Source organism: Paracoccus acridae (genome assembly GCF_014642735.1).
Classification (GTDB): domain Bacteria; phylum Pseudomonadota; class Alphaproteobacteria; order Rhodobacterales; family Rhodobacteraceae; genus Paracoccus; species Paracoccus acridae.
This window is the reverse complement of sequence record NZ_BMIV01000014.1, coordinates 50,462-67,848: the sequence shown is the minus strand read 5'-3', so window position 1 is coordinate 67,848 and position 17,387 is coordinate 50,462. Positions and strand designations below refer to the sequence as shown.

Sequence of the window (17,387 nt, the reverse complement as noted above, 5' to 3'; positions counted from 1 at the left end):
TTTCCGTGGCAGGCCGTTTGCTTCCATCGCCCGGGCCAGAAACTTGATGGCAGCAGGCTTGTTGCATCGTTTCGACAGCATGAAGTCCAAGGTCTTCCCGAACTTGTCGACTGCGCGATAAAGGTAGACCCAAGCTCCACGAACAAGGATATAGGTCTCGTCCATCCGCCAGGGTCTGTCAGTGGGCTGCTTGCATCGACGCGCATCGTTCGCGACAAGCCTGGCATGGCGTTCCACCCATTTGTTCAGGGTGGGATGACTGACCCTGACACCTCGCTCAACCATGATTTCCTCAAGGTCACGGTACGACACACCGTTACGCAAGTAGAAGAAGACAGCGTGCAGGATGACGTCTTCGGGGGAAGTGAGCGCCCTTGAACGAGATCGTCATCAAGCCCTCCCCTCAAGCCGCTTCACCAGCTGAGTCTAGCTCAGGCCCGAAGATCAGAAAAGTTTGCGACACAGCCGCCAGCAAATCCTTTGATGCCGAGCCGGTCGCCGAGACGAGCGAAGAAGGAGATACCGCGCTTGCGACAGGTTTTCATGAGCGCCCGGGCAGGCGATCGACAGCACGCGACAAGAGTCGCAGTCCATGGTTGCTAACCGGCAGAGCATGGCGGTCATCTGCTGTCGTTGCAAGTTTTTTACACTTTTCGTTTGACAACGAAACGCCATCAGATAAACGTTTTACTGTGGCAGTTAAACGTTTAGATGGAATTCATGGCGGCGATTACTATCAGGGACGTGGCAGCAGAGGCGGGGGTGTCGATCGCTACCGTGTCCAATGCCTTCAGCGGCCGAAAGGCTGTCAGTCCTGAGGTTGTTCGCCGCGTTGAGGAGGTCGCCCGCGCGCTGGGTTACCAGAAGAACATCGCCGCCTCGCAACTACGCACAGGACGGGTTAAGGTAGTTGGGGTTTTGGTTCCCAGCCTTGTCGATACATTCTTTGCCTCGCTTGTCTCGGATCTGGAGGAACTTGCCGAAGCTGATGGCTATCAGGTGCTGGTCGCCACATCAGGCGACAATGCCGAACGAGAGGCCGCGCAGCTGGATGCATTGCTGGGCTGGAAGCCGTCTGGCCTGATTGCGGTGCCTTGCACAAATGCAATTCCTGACACGCTAAGGCGCGAAATGGCTACCCTGCCAATCGTGCTAGTTGACCGAATCGGTGAAGAGGATCTGCCCGTCGATACCGTTGTGGTGGATAACCATGCTGCCGGTCACGAGGCAGCCCAACACGCGCTGGAAATGGGCCATCGCGAGATCCTGATCGCCGCCTCGGTGGCAGGCTTGCGCCCCATCGCTGAGCGTATTCGCGGCATCACTGAAGCTTGCCTTTCGGCAACTGTAACGCCGCGGATTGTTGAACTTGGCACAGATGTCGAGGAAGGAGCCGCGCGGATGGCAGCATGCCTTGCTCGCGACGGGCATCCGACTGCCGTTATTGCAATGACCAACGTGACGACGCTGGCAGCGCTGACAGCCTTTGCCCAAGTGGGGATCGATGTTCCAGCGGAAGTGTCGCTTGTCGGGTTTGATGATTACGCCTGGATGACCGCGCGTAGGGTGCCGCTTTCTGCGGTTCGCCAGCCGATCGCAGATATCGCCCAGTCTGCCTGGTCCTGCCTCAGGGCACGAATAGCGGGATCAGGCGATCAACCTGCCCGTCTTGTTCTGGACGCGCCGCTGCAGTGCCGAAGTTCGGTCTGTGCGCCTCGGGCAGTGCAAGGGGCGGCATAAACAAGCCTTCGGGTGGGCGGCGGAGAAATAGATGGCCCACACGGAAAACAGGAAGTGGCTGGTTCGTCCGGCTTGGGAGGACATGGTGAGGAAGACGACATTCCTGGGGGTTGTCCCCCTGCTGGCGCCCGTGCAGCTTCTGCTGCTGGTCGTGGTGATCCTGCCGTCGATCTATGTCGTCTGGCTCAGCTTCCATGTGTCGAGCTTCGGACAGACACCTGAGTTCACGGGGTGGAGCAACTATCTCCGCGTCCTATCCGACCCGGCCTTCCGCAGCGCGATGTGGAACACGATCGTGATCGTCGTGGTGGCCGTGCATCTTGAGATGCTTGTGGCCTTGGGCATGGCGCTGCTTTTCAACAGCGGCATCCCGTTCCGGCGGATCCTGCTTGTCGCCGTTCTGGCGCCCTATGCCGTATCCGAGGTGGTGGCGGTCGCCATGTGGCGTTTTTTGTTCGATCTGGATATCGGGCCGATCACGTTGCTGATGCAGGGGCTTGGTCTGCCCATTCTGGAATGGTCCTTTGATCCGATCGACGCGACGGTGATGATCATCCTGCTGACGATCTGGATGCATCTGCCATTCACCTTCGTGATCCTTTATGCAGCCCGACTTGCCATGCCGTCCGACCTTTACGAAGCCGCGCGCATCGACGGTGCCACCAGAATGCAATGTTTCTGGCGCGTTACGCTGCCGCTGATGGGACCTGCAATCCTAGTAGCGCTGCTGTTCCGCTATATCTTCGCCTTCCGCATGTTCTCGGAAGTCTGGCTGCTGACAGGCGGGGGACCGGCCCGATCGACCGAAGTGGTGGCTGTCTATCTCTATCAGGAAGCTTTCAGTTACAACGCCTTCGGCACAGCGTCGGCCACTGCCCTTCTGATGGTGGCGGCCTCGCTGGTGCTGGCTTCGGGATATATCTGGCTCTTGCGTCGGCAGGTGAAGAATGCGCGCTGAAATCGTCCTGATCCGGCTGGGAAAGGCCGTGGCCGTGGTGGCGATCCTGTTCTGGTCGCTGTTCCCCATCGTCTTCATCGTCTCGTCGTCCCTGAAGCCCGGGCAGGACATCTTCGCCGTGCCGCCGCAATGGACGTTCCAGCCGACGATGCAGCATTATGTCACGCTGTGGACGCAGTGGGGTGTCTTCTTCCAGGGCTTGGCGAACTCGGCCATCGTGACAGTAGGCGCAACGCTTCTTGCGGTCATCGCTTCGACTTGCGCAGGCTATGTATTCTCGCGCCATGCCGCTCGATGGCTAGAGCTGTCGATCGTGGGTCTGATCGCGGTGCGCCTGATCCCGCCCATCGTGGTGACGTTGCCGTTGTTTCCCATCGTGAACCGACTGGGCCTGGCCGATACCCACCTGGTGCTGATCATCCTTTACGCGACCTTCTTCGTGTCGCTGGGCACGGTCCTGATGCGGACCTTCATTGACCAGATCCCGCGCGACCTGGACGAGGCCGCGGCCATCGACGGCGCCAGCCGGCTGACGATCCTGCGCCGGGTGATCGTGCCGCTGGCCGCGCCCGGGATCCTGGCGGTAGCGGTCTTTGTGGTCGTCTTCGCGTGGAACGAGTTCCTGTTCGCCTTCATCTTTACCGGGACCAATGCCAAGACGGCGCCCCTGGTCATATCCGAGATGATCGGCTCGATCGACGGGGTGGATTGGGGCGTTCTGTTCGCGGCCTCGACGGTGCAACTCGCACCGGTGCTGATCTTCGTAATCCTGATGAACCGCTATCTGGTAGCCGGACTGACCGCAGGCGCCACCAAGGGCTGACGACGTTTTTTTAGGGGAGGAGAAACCAACATGAAAACACTGCAGACGAACCGACGCGGCTTTCTGGCCGGAGCAACCGCCACCCTGGCGCTAATCGCCGCCGCACCCTCACTGGCGGCGGGCAGGACGCTCAATATCCTCAGCCATCGTGTCCACCAGACCTCGCTGGGCGAGGGTGAGGCCGACCTGATGGCGGCCTGGAAACAGGCCAACGACGCGGATCTGGCCTTCACGACCTTTGATTCCAATCCGCTGATGGACCGGCTGTTCCGCGAGGCCAGCCTGCCGGAAACCGAATTCGGCGTCGGCTATCTGGTGGACAACCGCCCCACTTCCGAGATCGCAAAGCTCTTCGAGCCGCTCGATCCCTGGATGGAAAAGGACGCCATTGCGGATTTCGGCGACATCGCGCCCGGCCTGATCAAGGGCATGACCATCGACGGCAAGCTGATCGGCATCCCCGTCCGCACCGCAACGCAGGCGCTGTTCTGCAACCTGGACCTGCTGGAACAGGCGGGCTTCTCGGCCCCGCCGACTACGCTGGAGGAGTTGGTCGCTCAAGCCCAGAAAATTACGGATGACAAGATTGCCACGGGCATGATCCTGGCATCCGACCTAGCTGTCTTCCCGGTGATGTTCGCGCGAGCCTTCGGTGGCGATTTCCTAACCCCGGACTTCACGCTCCTGCCTGACCCCGCGGCTATGGAGCAAGCGTTGACGGTCCTGGCTGGGATGTTTGAGAACGGCGCCTTGCCGCGCAGCTATGCCACCACCAAGAACGATGATCAGGTGACCTGGATGCAACAGGGTAGGGCCGCCTTCACCGTGCTGCCCTTTGCCCGCGCCGCGCAGCTGAACGATCCGGAACAGTCGAAATATCCTGGCAGGATCACAGCCGTGGGCTTCCCCGTGGCCGAGGCTCTGGCGGGCAAGACACCGATGGCCACGGTCGTCGAAGCCTGGGCCATGGTGATTCCTGCCAATGCCAAGGACAAGGAACTGGCTTGGAGCTACATCAAGCAGGTTGCCTCGCCGGAGACGACGCTGGGCATGGCGCTGAACGGCAACGGTCCTGCCCGAGTTTCGACCTTCTCGGACCCGAAGCTGGTCGAGAAGAACCCGCTGGCCGCCATCGAAGCCGAGGCCCTGGCCAACGGTCGCGGCGCCTTCCCGCCTTTTCCTGAAGCCGCCCGTGCCCAGGCCCTGTTCCTTGAGGAAGTGCAACTGGCCGTCTTGGGCCGCAAGTCCCCGGCAGAAGCCGTCGAGACGATCACGCAGCGCGTCACGCCCCTGCTGCCCTGACCCTAGACAAATACCGGGCCCATGGCGGGCCCGGCCCCAACCCAACCTTCACGACCATCCATCAGGATTCTGCTCACCATGGCACAGACTTTGACCATCCAAGAACCCGCGCGCGAGATCCCCGTCAGTGCCGAATACGACGTGCTTGTCGTCGGCGGCGGCCCTGCGGGCCTCATCGCCGCCTTGGCCGCGGCCGAGGACGGCCTACGCGTCGGGCTTCTGGAAAGCCGCAGCTTCGTCGGCGGCAACATGACGATCGGTCTGCCGGTGCTGGGTTTCCTGGGCCAGAAGGGCAACCAGATTATCGAGGGCCTGCCCCAGAAGTTCATCGACCGCCTGAAGACCCGCGACGCGGCGTCCGAACACCGAGCTTGCCCGCTGCACATGGGCATTACCCTGGTCGAGCCAGAAGCCGTCAAGACCGTCGGCCTGGAAATGTTGACTGAAGCCGGCGTGGATGTCGTCTTCTACACCTTCGTCGCTGGTGTGGTGATGGATGAGGACGGGACCACCATCCGTGGCGTCATCACGGAAAGCAAGACGGGCCGCAGTGCGGTCATGGGCAAGGTGGTTATCGACTGCACCGGTGATGCGGACGTGGCCCACCGTGCTGGCGTTGTGACTGAGAAGGGCAACGAACATGGCGGGATGCAGCCGCCCACACTGATGTTCTGCCTGTCGAATGTCGACACCGACAAGCTGCGCATGGCCATAGCGAACTCTCCCAAGGAAGCTCGGACCTATCTGACCGACTTCATTCCCGCCGACTACTTTGGCCAGAACAACCAATTCATCGTGGTTGGGCTGCGCGAGGTGATGGCAAAGGCCCGCAAGGAGCGGAACCTCGACATCCCCAACGAGCGCACGATCATCATCACCGGCCTGAAGCGGGGCGAGGCCTGGATCAACATGACGCGGGTCACGGGCACGGACGGAACCGATGCGCGGTCGCTTTCGAACGGAGAGATCGTGGCGCGGCGCCAGATCGACGACATCGTCGAATACTTGGTGAACTATGTTCCGGGATTCGAGGAGGCTCATTTCACCAAGACTGCCCCCTTCTTGGGCATCCGGGAAACGCGCCGCATCGTCGGCCGCTATGTGATGAACGAACAGGACGTGCTGGGCTGCCGCCATTTCGAGGATTCGATCGCCGTCGCGTCCTATCCGATCGACATCCACCGCCCAGGCGACGAGGGCTGCACGCTGATCTGGTGCGGCGACTGCTATGACATTCCCTACCGTTCGCTGTTGCCGCAAACGGTCGAGAACCTGATCGTCGCCGGGCGGGCCATCTCGGCCACGCACGAGGCCATGGGCGCGATCCGGGTCATGGCGACCTGCATGGCCATGGGTGAGGCTGCGGGCCGGGCCGCCGCAATGGCGGTCAGGCAGGGCATCCGTCCCCATGAGGTCGATGTCCATGCCCTGCGCCGCGAGCTGCTGAGTCATGGCGCCTATCTGCGCGGCATGATGGGCGAACGGCTGACGCCCGAAACCGAGGCTGTCGCCATCCCGGCCTGAGCCGTCCCGGGGCCCTCGTCCGCGAGGGCCCGCCACGACCAAGAAGGAGGAGCGTCATGGCCGACCTGCGGCTTTCGGGCGTCGAAAAGGATTATGGCGGCCATTCCGTCATAAAAGGTGTGGACTTGGAGATCCGCCACGGTGAATTCGTGGTCTTCGTTGGTCCTTCGGGCTGCGGGAAATCCACGCTGCTGCGGATGATCGCGGGACTTGAGGAGATCTCCGGCGGCACGCTCGAGATCGGTGGCAAACGCGCCAACGACATCTCTCCGCGCGATCGTGGCATCGCCATGGTCTTTCAGTCCTATGCGCTTTATCCGCACCTGACTGTGGCCGAGAACATGGGTTTCGGCTTGTCGCTGCGAAAGACCCCAAAAGCGGAAGCGGCCGATCGCGTGGCGCGCGCGGCCGAGATCCTGCAGATTACCCATCTCCTGGATCGCAAGCCCAGCCAGCTTTCCGGGGGCCAGCGTCAACGGGTCGCCATAGGCCGGGCCATCGTGCGCGATCCGTCCGTTTTCCTGTTCGATGAGCCTCTGTCCAACCTGGACGCGGCCTTGCGTATGGACATGCGGATGGAGATCGCCAAGCTGCATCGAAGCCTGGGCGCAACGATGATCTATGTGACCCATGACCAGGTCGAGGCGATGACGCTGGCCGACCGGATCGTGGTGCTGAACGGCGGCGTTGTGCAGCAGGTAGGGCGACCGATCGATCTGTTTCGCAATCCCTGCAACGCTTTTGTTGCGGGCTTCATCGGTAGCCCGCGGATGAATTTCCTGCCGGTTACGGTTGAGAAGGTCGAGAGCGGAATGGCTCGCGTCTCAGCTCCCGGCATAAGCCCTATGACGCTTGCTGCCGGCAGGGTCGGGGCGCCCGGTCAGGCGGTCCTTGGCATCCGGCCGCAGATCCTGACTCCGGGCGAACCGGAAGGGCGCTGCGCGCTGCGGGGAAGAGTCGCGCTGCTCGAACGGATGGGAACCGAGACGGTGGTGAACATCAGGCTGACCAGCGGAGCATCGGTGCTGGCTGTGGTTCCGGGAGATCTGGAACTCTCGCCAGACCGGGACATCTCGTTTTCCTTCGACCCGGCGGACGCGCGGCTCTTTCCCGCCAGCGACCTGCCCGGCACCACCGCAACTCCCCATTGAGGCACGAAACGGACATGGCACAGGATTTGAAGGGCAAGGTCGCGGCCGTCACCGGCGCGGCCTCGGGGATCGGGCTGGAATGCGCGCGCGCGATGCTGGCGGCGGGGGCAAGGGTCGTGCTGATCGACCGCGCCGCCGACCGGCTCGAGACGCTTTGCAGGGAACTCGGCCCGAAGGCGCATCCGCTGGTCGTGGACCTTCTGGACGGTCCGCAGGTTGACGGCATCGCCGACCGGATCGAGGAGATCGCCGGGCCGATAGACGTCTTCCACGCCAATGCCGGCGCCTATGTCGGCGGCGCGGCGGCCGAAGGCGATCCCGATGCCTGGGACCGGATGCTGAACCTCAACATCAACGCGGCCTTCCGCAGCGTCCGGGCCGTCCTGCCCGGCATGATCGAGCGCAGGACCGGCGACGTCATCTTCACCTCGTCGGTGGCGGGCGTCGTGCCGGTGGTGTGGGAGCCGATCTACACCGCCTCGAAGTTCGCCGTGCAGGCCTTCCTGCACGCGACGCGGCGGCAGGTCGCGCCCCACGGCATCCGCATGGGGGCCGTTCTGCCCGGCCCGGTGGTGACGGCGCTGCTGGACGACTGGCCCAAGGCCAAGATGGAGGAAGCGCTTGCCAACGGATCGCTGATGCAGCCCACGGAGGTCGCCGAGGCCGTGATGTTCATGCTGACCCGGCCCAGGGGCGTGGTGATCCGCGACCTGGTGATCCTGCCCAACAGCGTCGATCTCTAGGGGGCAGCCATGACAAAGCCGATCTTCCTGGGCATCGACGTGGGCACCGGCAGCGCGCGGGCGGGCCTGTTTGACGCGACCGGGCACATGCTGTCGTCAGCCAAGCGCGACATTCGGCTGTGGCGCGACGGGGCCGACATCGCGGAACAGTCCAGCGACGACATCTGGTCTGCGGTCTGCGCGGCGACACGTGAGGCTGTGGCCGGGACCGACATCGACCCCGCCGCCGTCGCCGGGATCGGCTTCGATGCCACTTGCTCGCTGGTCGTCCTTGACCGCGACACCCGTCCGCTGAGCGTCAGCGCCTCGGGCGATCCGGCGCGTAACATCATCGTCTGGATGGATCACCGGGCGGTCGCGCAGGCCGAGCGCATCAACGCGCAGGGCCATCCGGTGCTGCGCTTTGTGGGCGATGTCATCTCGCCCGAGATGGAAACGCCGAAACTCCTGTGGCTGCGCGAAAACATGCCGCAGACCTATGCCGAGGCCGGGCAGTTCTTCGACCTTGCAGATTACCTGGGCTGGCGTGCGACCGGCGATCCGGCGCGGTCCAGTTGCACGGTCACCTGCAAATGGACCTATCTGGCCCATGAGGACCGCTGGGATCCCGACTACTTCCGCAGCATCGGCCTGGGCGATCTGGCCGATGACGGCTTTGCCCGCATCGGCCAGCGGGTCGTGGCGCCCGGCACGCCGCTGGGCCGGGGACTGACGGCGGATGCCGCCGCCGACCTTGGCCTGCGGGCGGGCATTCCGGTGGCGGCTGGGTTGATCGACGCCCATGCGGGGGGCATCGGGACCGTGGGCATGACCGGCAGCGCCGAAAGCAATCTTGCCTATGTCTTCGGAACCTCGTCCTGCACCATGACAACCACGCGCGACCCGGTCTTCGTGCCGGGCGTCTGGGGCCCCTATTACCAGGCGATGGTCCCCGGCATGTGGCTGAACGAGGGCGGGCAATCCGCCGCGGGCGCCGCCATCGAGCAGCTTCTGGCCTTCCACCCGGCAGCCGGCGAAGCCGAGGCGGCCGCAAGTGCCGCGGGCCAGCCGCTGCCGGTCTGGCTGGCCGGACGCGCAGCAGGCCGGGTTGCCGGCCTGTCGCAGGCGGTATCGCTGGCCCGGGGTCTTCATGTCGTGCCCGAGTTCCTAGGCAATCGCGCGCCCTTCGCCGATCCCCATGCTCGCGCAATCGTCGCCGGCTTGGGGATGGAGCGCGGCATCGACAATCTGGTCGCGCTCTATGTCGCGGGCCTTTGCGGGATCGCCTATGGGCTGCGCCAGATCATCGAGGCGCAGGACAAGGCGGGCGCCCCGGTGGACCGGATCGTGATCTCGGGGGGCGCGGGGCAGCTTGACCTGGTGCGCCAGCTTCTGGCGGACGGCACGGGTAAGCCGGTTCTGTCAAGCGAGACAGCTGAGCCGGTGCTACTGGGATCGGCCATCCTAGGCGCCGTCGCCGCGGGAACCTTCGCCGACATGGGCCGGGCCATGTCCGCCATGTCGCGGCCCGGTGCCGAGTATGACCCGGATGTCAGCGCTGGCCATATTCACAACGAACGCTTTACCGTGTTCTGCGGCTTACAGGCTGTGCTGAGAAAGCCAAAAGTATCAGCAGGTCGGATGTCTGGGCACCTCGGTTAGAAAGTCTTTCCGCCGATAAACTCGAGACGGCGCGAGATGACTGAGTATGGCACTTGAACACGAAGGCGAACAGGTCGATTCCGAGGCTGTTGGTGTGGAGCAGGAATTCAGTTCGCTACAGCACCTTTAGCGACTCGTTCTTCTTGCCTGTGCAGGCGAGCCAACAACTGAACCCATTCATCGTAACGAGTGTGCTTTCCGTCCATGCACGACGGTAGCACGGGTAAGCGTCTCAGCCGAAGCGCCTTGGCGCTGATTGCATTGGAGGCAGCAGGAACCAACCTTAGTTAAGCGTTCTATATCGAGTCGAGGCTTATGCATGGGCACATGTTCCAAGCGCTCGGCCGAAGGCACGAGTAGAGGAGCAACAGGTCTACAATCCTGCTCCGTTAGAACTAATAATGATAAATCTTAGGCTATTTTCTTAATGCTTCTTCCACACGCGGCTTAGCTTCCGAGGTGGTTGAATCGCAATTTAGGTTGTCAGCTGGCACTCAAGTAGTCTTGGTGAATAAAGTAGTAATCTAACTAGATTACTGATATAACACTATTTTTTAAAGTGTATTGATCTTTATGGAGATGAGGATCCATCGTTACGTCTGCCTGAATTCACCCAAGCTTTGTGTGCTCATCCTATCAACCATCAAAATATGTATTATCGTATAGTGATATATGTTGACATCTTAACGCATATCTGGCCTCGTGGGTTAGGCGGTCGCAGGAGGCGACCAACGTCGGGGGGAAATCAATGACGATGATCAAGGTCGCGGCAGCGGCGTCTGTTCTTGTGGCTGCTGGAGCCGGTGCAGCTGGTGCCAACACGATGAAATTCAGCTATCCGGTGGCTGAAGAAAGCACGATGGGTCAGACCGTAAACCGGTTTGCGGAACTGGTGGACCAAAAGACCGAGGGCGCCGTAACGGTGCGGCCATTTGCACAGGCCCAGCTCGGTAACGAGATCCAGTCGGTCTCGTCAGCGCAGGGTGGAATTGTTGAAGGCGCGGTAACCACGACGGCTGGACTGGCCGCCATGGTGCCGGAATTCGATATGTTCAATCTGCCCTTCATGTTCGAGAGCTATGAGCAGATGGACCAGGTCACTCGATCCGACGTTTCAAAGAGCATTCTTGCCAAGCTCGAGGCGAACAGTATCGTCGGCCTCTGCTACTGGGATTACGGCTTCCGAAATCTCACCAACAACAAGCGTCCTGTAGAGACACTGTCCGATGCGTCCGGGCTGCGTATCCGCACGATACAGAACGCTGTTTACATCGACTCCTTGAAGGCGATGGGTATGAACCCGACGCCGCTTCCATTCCCCGAAACCTTCACGGCTCTGGAGACCGGCGCCATTGACGGCAATGAAATTGCCGACGACGTCACACGATCGGGCTCGTTCTACGAAGTGCAGGATTATCTGACCCAAACCAAGCATTTCACCACGCTCTCGGTTGTCTACGTTTCCAAAAAGTTCTGGGATGGACTCGACGAGCCGCAGAAAGCTGCGGTGCAGGAGGCCTGCAACGAGGCTTCCGATTACAATCGGCAGATCATTGTTGATGGAGAGCAAGGCACGCTCGACTTCCTCAGAGAAAAGGGAATGGAAGTTAACGAAATCACTGCCGAGGAACTGAACGGTTTCCGTGAGGCAGTGGCATCTGTTGTCGATGGTGTGACCGGCCGGCTCGATCCGGCGGTAGTGGAAGCTTTCAACTCGGAAGTCGAGGCCAACAAAGCCCAGTAGGGTAGAACTGGCGCACTTGGCAGCGCTCATAGGTCTGCACCAGGAATTCGGTGCAGACCCCCGGCAGCAGGCCTGAAGGTCTGCTCCACTTGAACCCAGCATCAGAGGAGAAGCTGCGTGCTCTTGCAGGATCGCACCGCCATTGTCACAGGGGCGGGCAACATGGATGGGATCGGCTTTGCCGTCGCCCGGAGGCTTATTGCCGAGGGCGCCCGTGTCATCCTTGCCGACCGGGACGCAAAGGGCGTGGAAAACGCGGCCGAGGCGCTTGGAGACAACGCTATTGCTCATCCAGCTGACGTTACTGTGGCGAAGGATTGTGCATCGCTTGGGGAACTTGCCCGCGAGCGCATGGGCGGGCTTCATATTCTGGTCAACTCCGCCGGCGTTACGCAGCCGCGTCGGACGCGAGACATCACACCAGCGGACTACGATGCCGTCATGGACGTCAATCTGCGTGGAACCCTGATGATGTGCCAGACCGCCCTGGGAATGATGCAGCCAGGGGCGTCGATCATCTGCATTGCCTCGATTGCGGCTCAGCGCGGCGGCGGGCTGATGGGTGGACCTCACTATGCCGCTTCCAAGGCAGGAGTGCTGGGCCTCGTCCGGGCCATGGCCCGGGATGTTTCACCGCAAGGCATCCGGGTCAATGCCATCAATCCCGGTGTGATCATGTCATCGATGACACGCGATTTCTACGACGACGAGCTGACTGCCAAGGTCATGCCCCAGATCCTGCTCGGGCGGTTCGGCGAGACCGATGATGTTGCCAATGCGGCCCTTTTTCTGGCCTCCGACCTGTCGTCCTACATCACCGGGTCGAGCATCGATGTGAACGGCGGCATGCACATGAACTGAACTGCCCTGCCACAAGCCAGCTTCTACCGCTTACCCCAAACTCGAAGAGGTCTTCATGTCGGAACCGGTTGTTCCTGTCGTCACCCGAGCATCCTCGTTGGATGACAATACTGGCCAGTCAGGCGACTGCGTGCGTCGCTCTGGCGTCAGTCCACAACACACGCCCGCAACAAAAATTTGGTTCGGCCAGGTGACGAACGAACCGGGTTTCCGCTCGCCGCCCCATCATCATGGCGATGCCGAGACGGGGGGCTATGTCCTCAGTGGCCACGGCCGAATCTATTACGGCGAGGACTATAAGGAGTTCGTCGACATGACGACCGGGGATTTCGTGTTCGTCCCGCCGAACATGCCGCATGTCGAGGCAAACATGTCCACTACTGAAGGACTGACGTGGCTGACCTGCCGCACGCCAGACAATATCGTCGTGAACCTGCCCGATGTGCCAGACGAGATGCTGGCCGATTATCGGCGTCCCGACTGATTTCCAGCGCCGATACTGTCCAGCAACATCCACTGAGGTGAGCGATGCACCGCATCTTCCAGACATACCTGTTGATCCTGAAGTGGTTCATCGTCCTTTGCCTTGCCGGCATGGTCGTCCTTGTCTTCGGCAATGTCGTGCTCCGCTATGTCTTCAATTCGGGCCTGACCGTTTCCGAGGAGTTCTCCCGTTGGCTGTTCGTCTGGATGGTCTTCATTGGCAGCATCGTAGTCTTGCATGAGAACGGTCACCTCGGTCTCGACTTCATTGTAAACAGCCTTCCGCGTCCGCTTCGACGGGTCAGCTTGGCTTTAGCTCATATTCTGATGCTCTATGCGACCTGGCTGGTCGTAGTTGGAAGCTGGGCGCAGGTTTCCGTCAACACGAGAACCTATGCTCCGGCCAGTGGGCTGCCTCTCTCAATGTTCTTCGGGGTTGGCCTAGTGTTTGGCATTTCAACGGGCGGAATCCTGCTTTGGCGGCTCTGGCTTGTGATGACGGGGCGGCTCGACCGCCTTCACATCGAAGATGAAGAAACGGCAGCCCTGCGCCAGGCTGGGGTGAAGTAACATGACCCTGGTCATTTTTCTTGGATGTCTCCTGGGCAGCATGATCATCGGCATGCCCATTGGCTATGCGCTGATCATGAGCGGCATCGGACTGATGTGGTATCTGGACTTCTTCGATGCCCAGATTGTTGCGCAGAACCTCTTGAACGGAGCTGACAGCTTTCCGCTCATGGCCGTTCCCTTCTTCATGCTGGCAGGGGAGTTGATGAATGCCGGCGGTCTTTCGCGCCGGATCGTCAATCTCTCCGTAGCGATGGTCGGCCATGTCCGTGGCGGTCTGGGCTATGTGGCAATTCTTGCCGCGGCCGTTCTCGCAAGCCTGTCTGGTTCCGCAGCGGCCGACGCGGCGGCCTTGTCTGCAATCCTCGTGCCGATGATGATCAAGGCCGGACATTCTCCAGGCCGTTCAGCGGGCCTCATTGCTTCCGCTGGCATTTCTGCGCTGATCATTCCCCCGTCGATCGGCTTCATCCTGTTGGGCGTGGTCGGCAACGTGTCCATCACACGCCTGTTCATCGCCGGGATCGTTCCAGGCTTGCTGATGTGCGCCATCCTGGCATTGACATGGTTTGTCGTTGCCCGCCGCGATCCGGTGCAACCTTTGCCCCGACAGAGCTGGAGCAAGGTCGGCCGCGAGGCCCGTGATGGCATCTGGGCACTCATGCTTCCCGTCATCATCCTCGTTGGATTGCGCATGGGCGTTTTTACACCCACGGAGGCTGGCGTGATCGCGGCCGTTTACGCCTTATTTGTCGCGATGGTCATCTACCGGGAACTGAAGGTGTCGGATCTGTTCCACGTTTTCCTCGGTGCCGCCAAGACCACTGCCATGGTCATGTTCCTTGTGGCAGCGGCCATGGTGTCGAGCTGGATGGTGACGATCGCCGGATTGACCGATCAGATTGCCTCGATCGTGGAACCCTTCGCCCATGATCCCCGCCTGCTGATGTTTGCCATCGTTGTGCTGGTTCTTGTCATCGGTTGCGCCATGGACATGGTGCCCATCATTCTTATCCTCGTTCCGGTGCTGATGCCCACCGTCAAGGCTGCAGGCATCGATCCGATCTACTTCTCGGTGGTGTTCATGATCGCGACAGCCGTAGGCCTTCTGACGCCGCCGGTTGGAGCTGTCCTGAATGTCGTAGCCGGAGTTTCCCGAGTGCCTCTGGGGCGGGTGATCGGGGGCATCTTCCCGTTCATCCTGGCGCAGTTCATCGTTCTGGCGCTCCTGATCCTATTCCCTGCTATCGTGACGGTTCCCGCGCAATTCATTGGCGGACATTAGGAGACCTCATGGAGCACGATCCTTCAAGCGCTAAAACCAACAGTCTGGAGAAGATGCTCGCCATCCTCGACGGGTTTGATGAGCAGCAGGTGGTGATCGACATTGATCGCGCTGCAGAGCTGTCGGGCTCGTCACGGCCCAGCACCTATCGCTATCTTCAGGCGCTGACCCGGTCAGGCTTGCTCACGCCCGCGAGCGGTGGAACCTATGCCTTGGGTTCGCGGGTCATCGAGCTGGAAATGTTGCGCCGGGAAAACGATCCGCTCCATCGCGCATCGCATCATCTGATCCGTCACTATGCACAGACCACGGGACTGAACATCATGGTGTGCAGCTATTACGGGGACAAGGTGCTCTGCACCGACTTCGCCTGGGCTGACCGCAGCATGCCCGACATCTACCGACCTGGTCGTTCCATGCCGCTCTTCCGGGGCGCAATGGCTAAGGTGATCCTTGCCAATCACTCGCAGGCTCGCTTGCGATCGATCTGGACTTGGAATGAGGCTGCGCTGCGCGAGGCCGGGCTGGGGCACACACTGGCTGAGTTTCTAGATGCCATGGCCGCAATTCGATCGGCCGGCGCGATGATTACCAGTGGCGAAGTCTTCGACAGTCTGGTTGGGGTCGCCGCGCCCGTTTTTGATCTCGAAGAGGAGGTGCTGGGAAGCGTGGTGTTCGTTCTGCAGGCCGACCGCTTCGAAGCCTCAGATCCCGAAAAGCTGAGCGAGGAAATCCGGGAGTTGTCGCGCGGCATCCAACGCGGCATCGCGCGGGCAAGCCGTTTCAATGCAATCGCGACAGGTGCCGCTGCCAAGCCACGGAGATCGCCGGTGTATTCAGGCTGAAATCAAGCTCGCCACTCATCAGGGAAACGCCATGTCCGACGTCAAGCTTTACCTGTTCCAGACAGGAACGCTGAAGTGCAAGTATCACGACATCTACCTCAATCAGGGCGAGGGACGAGACTTCGAGATCCCGGTCCCGTTCTATGTGATCGACCACCCTAAAGGCTTGGTCGTCGTTGATGGTGGCACACCCGAGGAATGTGCGATTGACGCTCGTGGGCACTGGGGCCCTGTGGTTGATTTCTTCGAGCCTGTCCTCACTCCCGGTGACGGCTGTGTGGCACAGATGGAACGAGCGGGCTTGGACGTGTCGCGTGTTTCACACGTGGTGCTGTCCCATCTTCATCTGGACCATGTGGGGGCAGTGGGGCGGTTCCCCGGCGCCAAGCATATCGTGCAGCGGGCTGAGATGCACTATGCCCGGACACCTGACTGGTTTCAGGTTCTTGCCTATATCCGGAAGGATATCGACCGGCCGGATGTGGACTGGTTTCTCCTTGATGAAGCCTGGGGCGATTTCTACGACCTGTTCGGTGATGGCTCTGTCACACTGATCCGTTCTCCCGGACATACCACGGGCCACCAGTCCGTTCTGGTCCGCACGGCCCGGCAGGCCGTGCTCCTTGCCGTCGATGCCGCCGACACCCTTGATCACTGGGAAGAGCGGGCATTGCCGGGCGCGTTGCATTCGGCCGTGGATGCCGTGCGTTCGGTCCAGAAGCTGCGAGCGGTGCAGCGCAAAACCGATGCCCTGGTGATTGCGGGACATGATCCGGAGCAGTGGTCCACGCTGAAAAAGGCCCCTGATTTTTACTAATTACGTCACCAGCGGTCACCTGAAAGTCGAAAGGAGAAACTTTGAAACTCATGCGAATTGGGCCGGTAAGGCAGGAGCGACCGGCTATGCTGGACGGAGCCGGCAAGCTACGTGATCTCTCCGGATATGTGGAAGATATTGCCGGCAATGTTTTGGGGCCTGCTGGATTGGCCAAGCTCGCCGTGCTCGATCCGGTCCAGCTGCCGGAGATTACTGGCACCCATCGGATCGGACCCTGCGTCGGAAGCGTCGGAAAGTTCATCTGCATCGGCTTGAATTATGCCGATCACGCCCGTGAGACGGGAAAGGAACCGCCAGATGAGCCGGTGATCTTCGCAAAAGCGGTTTCTGCCATCTGCGGACCCAATGATGACGTGGAAATTCCGCGTGGGTCGGAGAAGACCGACTGGGAAGTCGAGATGGGTGTCGTCATCGGCAGCCGGGCGAAATACGTCTCGGAAGCGGAAGCGTTGGATCACGTCGCCGGATACTGCGTCATCAACGATCTGTCCGAGAGGGCCTTCCAGTCGGAGCGCGGCGGGCAGTGGACCAAGGGAAAGAGCCACGACACCTTTGGTCCCATCGGCCCTTGGTTGGTGACAAAGGACGAAATAGACGACATTCAGGCGCTCGACATGTGGTTGAATGTGGATGGCGAACGTCGCCAGACCGGCAATACGCGCACGATGATCTTCGGCGTGGCGAGTCTCGTCAGCTACCTGTCGCAGTTCATGACTCTCCTGCCGGGCGACATTATCTCCTCTGGCACCCCTCCGGGGGTCGGCCTTGGAATGAAGCCGCCCGTTTATCTGCGGGCAGGGCAGGTCGTCACCTTGGGTATTGAGGGGCTTGGCACCCAGCGTCAGAAAATGGTGCAGGCATGAGCACTCCCGCAGACTG

The 17,387-nt window shown here is 61.0% G+C and carries 16 protein-coding genes and 1 pseudogene; 16 read left to right on the top strand and 1 reads right to left on the bottom strand.

What is annotated here, in order from left to right; translation table 11 throughout:
• Window positions 1-391 (bottom strand): annotated as a pseudogene (locus IEX25_RS15995) (IS6 family transposase); the annotation flags it as partial.
• A 320-nt stretch (window positions 392-711) separates the two neighbouring features.
• On the opposite strand from IEX25_RS15995, the gene IEX25_RS15990 reads away from it, so the two are divergent.
• The 16 genes from IEX25_RS15990 (at window position 712) to IEX25_RS15915 (ending at window position 17,371) form a co-directional block, all read left to right on the top strand.
• Complete coding sequence (locus IEX25_RS15990) at window positions 712-1,740, top strand: LacI family DNA-binding transcriptional regulator (protein WP_103173626.1); 1,029 nt, start codon at window positions 712-714, stop codon at window positions 1,738-1,740.
• Between the two features lie 85 nt (window positions 1,741-1,825).
• Window positions 1,826-2,698, top strand: a complete 873-nt coding sequence (locus IEX25_RS15985) for a carbohydrate ABC transporter permease (protein ID WP_229665328.1) — start codon at window positions 1,826-1,828, stop codon at window positions 2,696-2,698.
• On the top strand, window positions 2,688-3,521 hold the full coding sequence (locus IEX25_RS15980) for a carbohydrate ABC transporter permease (RefSeq protein WP_103173624.1): 834 nt from the start codon (window positions 2,688-2,690) through the stop codon (window positions 3,519-3,521). Before IEX25_RS15985 ends, IEX25_RS15980 begins: the two co-directional genes overlap by 11 nt.
• Window positions 3,522-3,551: 30 nt before the next feature.
• Window positions 3,552-4,823: an ABC transporter substrate-binding protein gene (locus IEX25_RS15975; protein WP_188716304.1), complete on the top strand. Its 1,272-nt coding sequence runs from the start codon at window positions 3,552-3,554 to the stop codon at window positions 4,821-4,823.
• A gap of 78 nt (window positions 4,824-4,901) precedes the next feature.
• A complete protein-coding gene (locus IEX25_RS15970) occupies window positions 4,902-6,347 on the top strand; it encodes an FAD-dependent oxidoreductase (RefSeq protein WP_103173622.1) in 1,446 nt (481 codons plus the stop codon).
• A gap of 56 nt (window positions 6,348-6,403) precedes the next feature.
• Window positions 6,404-7,498 (top strand): ABC transporter ATP-binding protein, encoded by a 1,095-nt coding sequence (locus IEX25_RS15965; protein ID WP_103173621.1) that lies wholly within the window; start codon window positions 6,404-6,406, stop codon window positions 7,496-7,498.
• A gap of 14 nt (window positions 7,499-7,512) precedes the next feature.
• Window positions 7,513-8,241 (top strand): SDR family oxidoreductase, encoded by a 729-nt coding sequence (locus tag IEX25_RS15960; protein WP_103173620.1) that lies wholly within the window; start codon window positions 7,513-7,515, stop codon window positions 8,239-8,241.
• 9 nt (window positions 8,242-8,250) lie between these two features.
• Window positions 8,251-9,882, top strand: coding sequence for an FGGY-family carbohydrate kinase (locus IEX25_RS15955; RefSeq protein WP_188716302.1), 1,632 nt, complete (start codon window positions 8,251-8,253; stop codon window positions 9,880-9,882).
• A gap of 748 nt (window positions 9,883-10,630) precedes the next feature.
• Window positions 10,631-11,626, top strand: a complete 996-nt coding sequence (locus tag IEX25_RS15950; protein WP_188716301.1) for a DctP family TRAP transporter solute-binding subunit — start codon at window positions 10,631-10,633, stop codon at window positions 11,624-11,626.
• 123 nt (window positions 11,627-11,749) lie between these two features.
• Window positions 11,750-12,487, top strand: coding sequence for an SDR family NAD(P)-dependent oxidoreductase (locus IEX25_RS15945; RefSeq protein WP_229665326.1), 738 nt, complete (start codon window positions 11,750-11,752; stop codon window positions 12,485-12,487).
• 55 nt (window positions 12,488-12,542) lie between these two features.
• Window positions 12,543-12,971 (top strand): cupin domain-containing protein, encoded by a 429-nt coding sequence (locus tag IEX25_RS15940; protein WP_188716297.1) that lies wholly within the window; start codon window positions 12,543-12,545, stop codon window positions 12,969-12,971.
• A 44-nt stretch (window positions 12,972-13,015) separates the two neighbouring features.
• Window positions 13,016-13,540: a TRAP transporter small permease gene (locus IEX25_RS15935; RefSeq protein ID WP_188716295.1), complete on the top strand. Its 525-nt coding sequence runs from the start codon at window positions 13,016-13,018 to the stop codon at window positions 13,538-13,540.
• Between the two features lies 1 nt (window position 13,541).
• Complete coding sequence (locus IEX25_RS15930; RefSeq protein WP_188716293.1) at window positions 13,542-14,825, top strand: TRAP transporter large permease; 1,284 nt, start codon at window positions 13,542-13,544, stop codon at window positions 14,823-14,825.
• 8 nt (window positions 14,826-14,833) lie between these two features.
• Window positions 14,834-15,670, top strand: a complete 837-nt coding sequence (locus IEX25_RS15925) for an IclR family transcriptional regulator (RefSeq protein WP_188716291.1) — start codon at window positions 14,834-14,836, stop codon at window positions 15,668-15,670.
• Between the two features lie 31 nt (window positions 15,671-15,701).
• Window positions 15,702-16,487, top strand: coding sequence for an AttM family quorum-quenching N-acyl homoserine lactonase (gene attM, locus IEX25_RS15920; RefSeq protein ID WP_188716290.1), 786 nt, complete (start codon window positions 15,702-15,704; stop codon window positions 16,485-16,487).
• A 41-nt stretch (window positions 16,488-16,528) separates the two neighbouring features.
• A complete protein-coding gene (locus IEX25_RS15915) occupies window positions 16,529-17,371 on the top strand; it encodes a fumarylacetoacetate hydrolase family protein (protein WP_188716288.1) in 843 nt (280 codons plus the stop codon).
• The last annotated feature ends 16 nt before the right edge of the window (window positions 17,372-17,387 follow it).

What these genes read in the sequence shown, in the direction of transcription:
- IEX25_RS15925 (WP_188716291.1), top strand. Translation starts at nt 14,834, where the DNA reads ATGGAGCACGATCCTTCAAGCGCTAAAACCAACAGTCTGGAGAAGATG.
- IEX25_RS15940 (WP_188716297.1), top strand. Translation starts at nt 12,543, where the DNA reads ATGTCGGAACCGGTTGTTCCTGTCGTCACCCGAGCATCCTCGTTGGAT.
- IEX25_RS15935 (WP_188716295.1), top strand. Translation starts at nt 13,016, where the DNA reads ATGCACCGCATCTTCCAGACATACCTGTTGATCCTGAAGTGGTTCATC.
- attM (WP_188716290.1), top strand. Translation starts at nt 15,702, where the DNA reads ATGTCCGACGTCAAGCTTTACCTGTTCCAGACAGGAACGCTGAAGTGC.
- IEX25_RS15930 (WP_188716293.1), top strand. Translation starts at nt 13,542, where the DNA reads ATGACCCTGGTCATTTTTCTTGGATGTCTCCTGGGCAGCATGATCATC.
- IEX25_RS15965 (WP_103173621.1), top strand. Translation starts at nt 6,404, where the DNA reads ATGGCCGACCTGCGGCTTTCGGGCGTCGAAAAGGATTATGGCGGCCAT.
- IEX25_RS15990 (WP_103173626.1), top strand. Translation starts at nt 712, where the DNA reads ATGGAATTCATGGCGGCGATTACTATCAGGGACGTGGCAGCAGAGGCG.
- IEX25_RS15960 (WP_103173620.1), top strand. Translation starts at nt 7,513, where the DNA reads ATGGCACAGGATTTGAAGGGCAAGGTCGCGGCCGTCACCGGCGCGGCC.
- IEX25_RS15970 (WP_103173622.1), top strand. Translation starts at nt 4,902, where the DNA reads ATGGCACAGACTTTGACCATCCAAGAACCCGCGCGCGAGATCCCCGTC.
- IEX25_RS15950 (WP_188716301.1), top strand. Translation starts at nt 10,631, where the DNA reads ATGACGATGATCAAGGTCGCGGCAGCGGCGTCTGTTCTTGTGGCTGCT.
- IEX25_RS15955 (WP_188716302.1), top strand. Translation starts at nt 8,251, where the DNA reads ATGACAAAGCCGATCTTCCTGGGCATCGACGTGGGCACCGGCAGCGCG.
- IEX25_RS15980 (WP_103173624.1), top strand. Translation starts at nt 2,688, where the DNA reads ATGCGCGCTGAAATCGTCCTGATCCGGCTGGGAAAGGCCGTGGCCGTG.
- IEX25_RS15975 (WP_188716304.1), top strand. Translation starts at nt 3,552, where the DNA reads ATGAAAACACTGCAGACGAACCGACGCGGCTTTCTGGCCGGAGCAACC.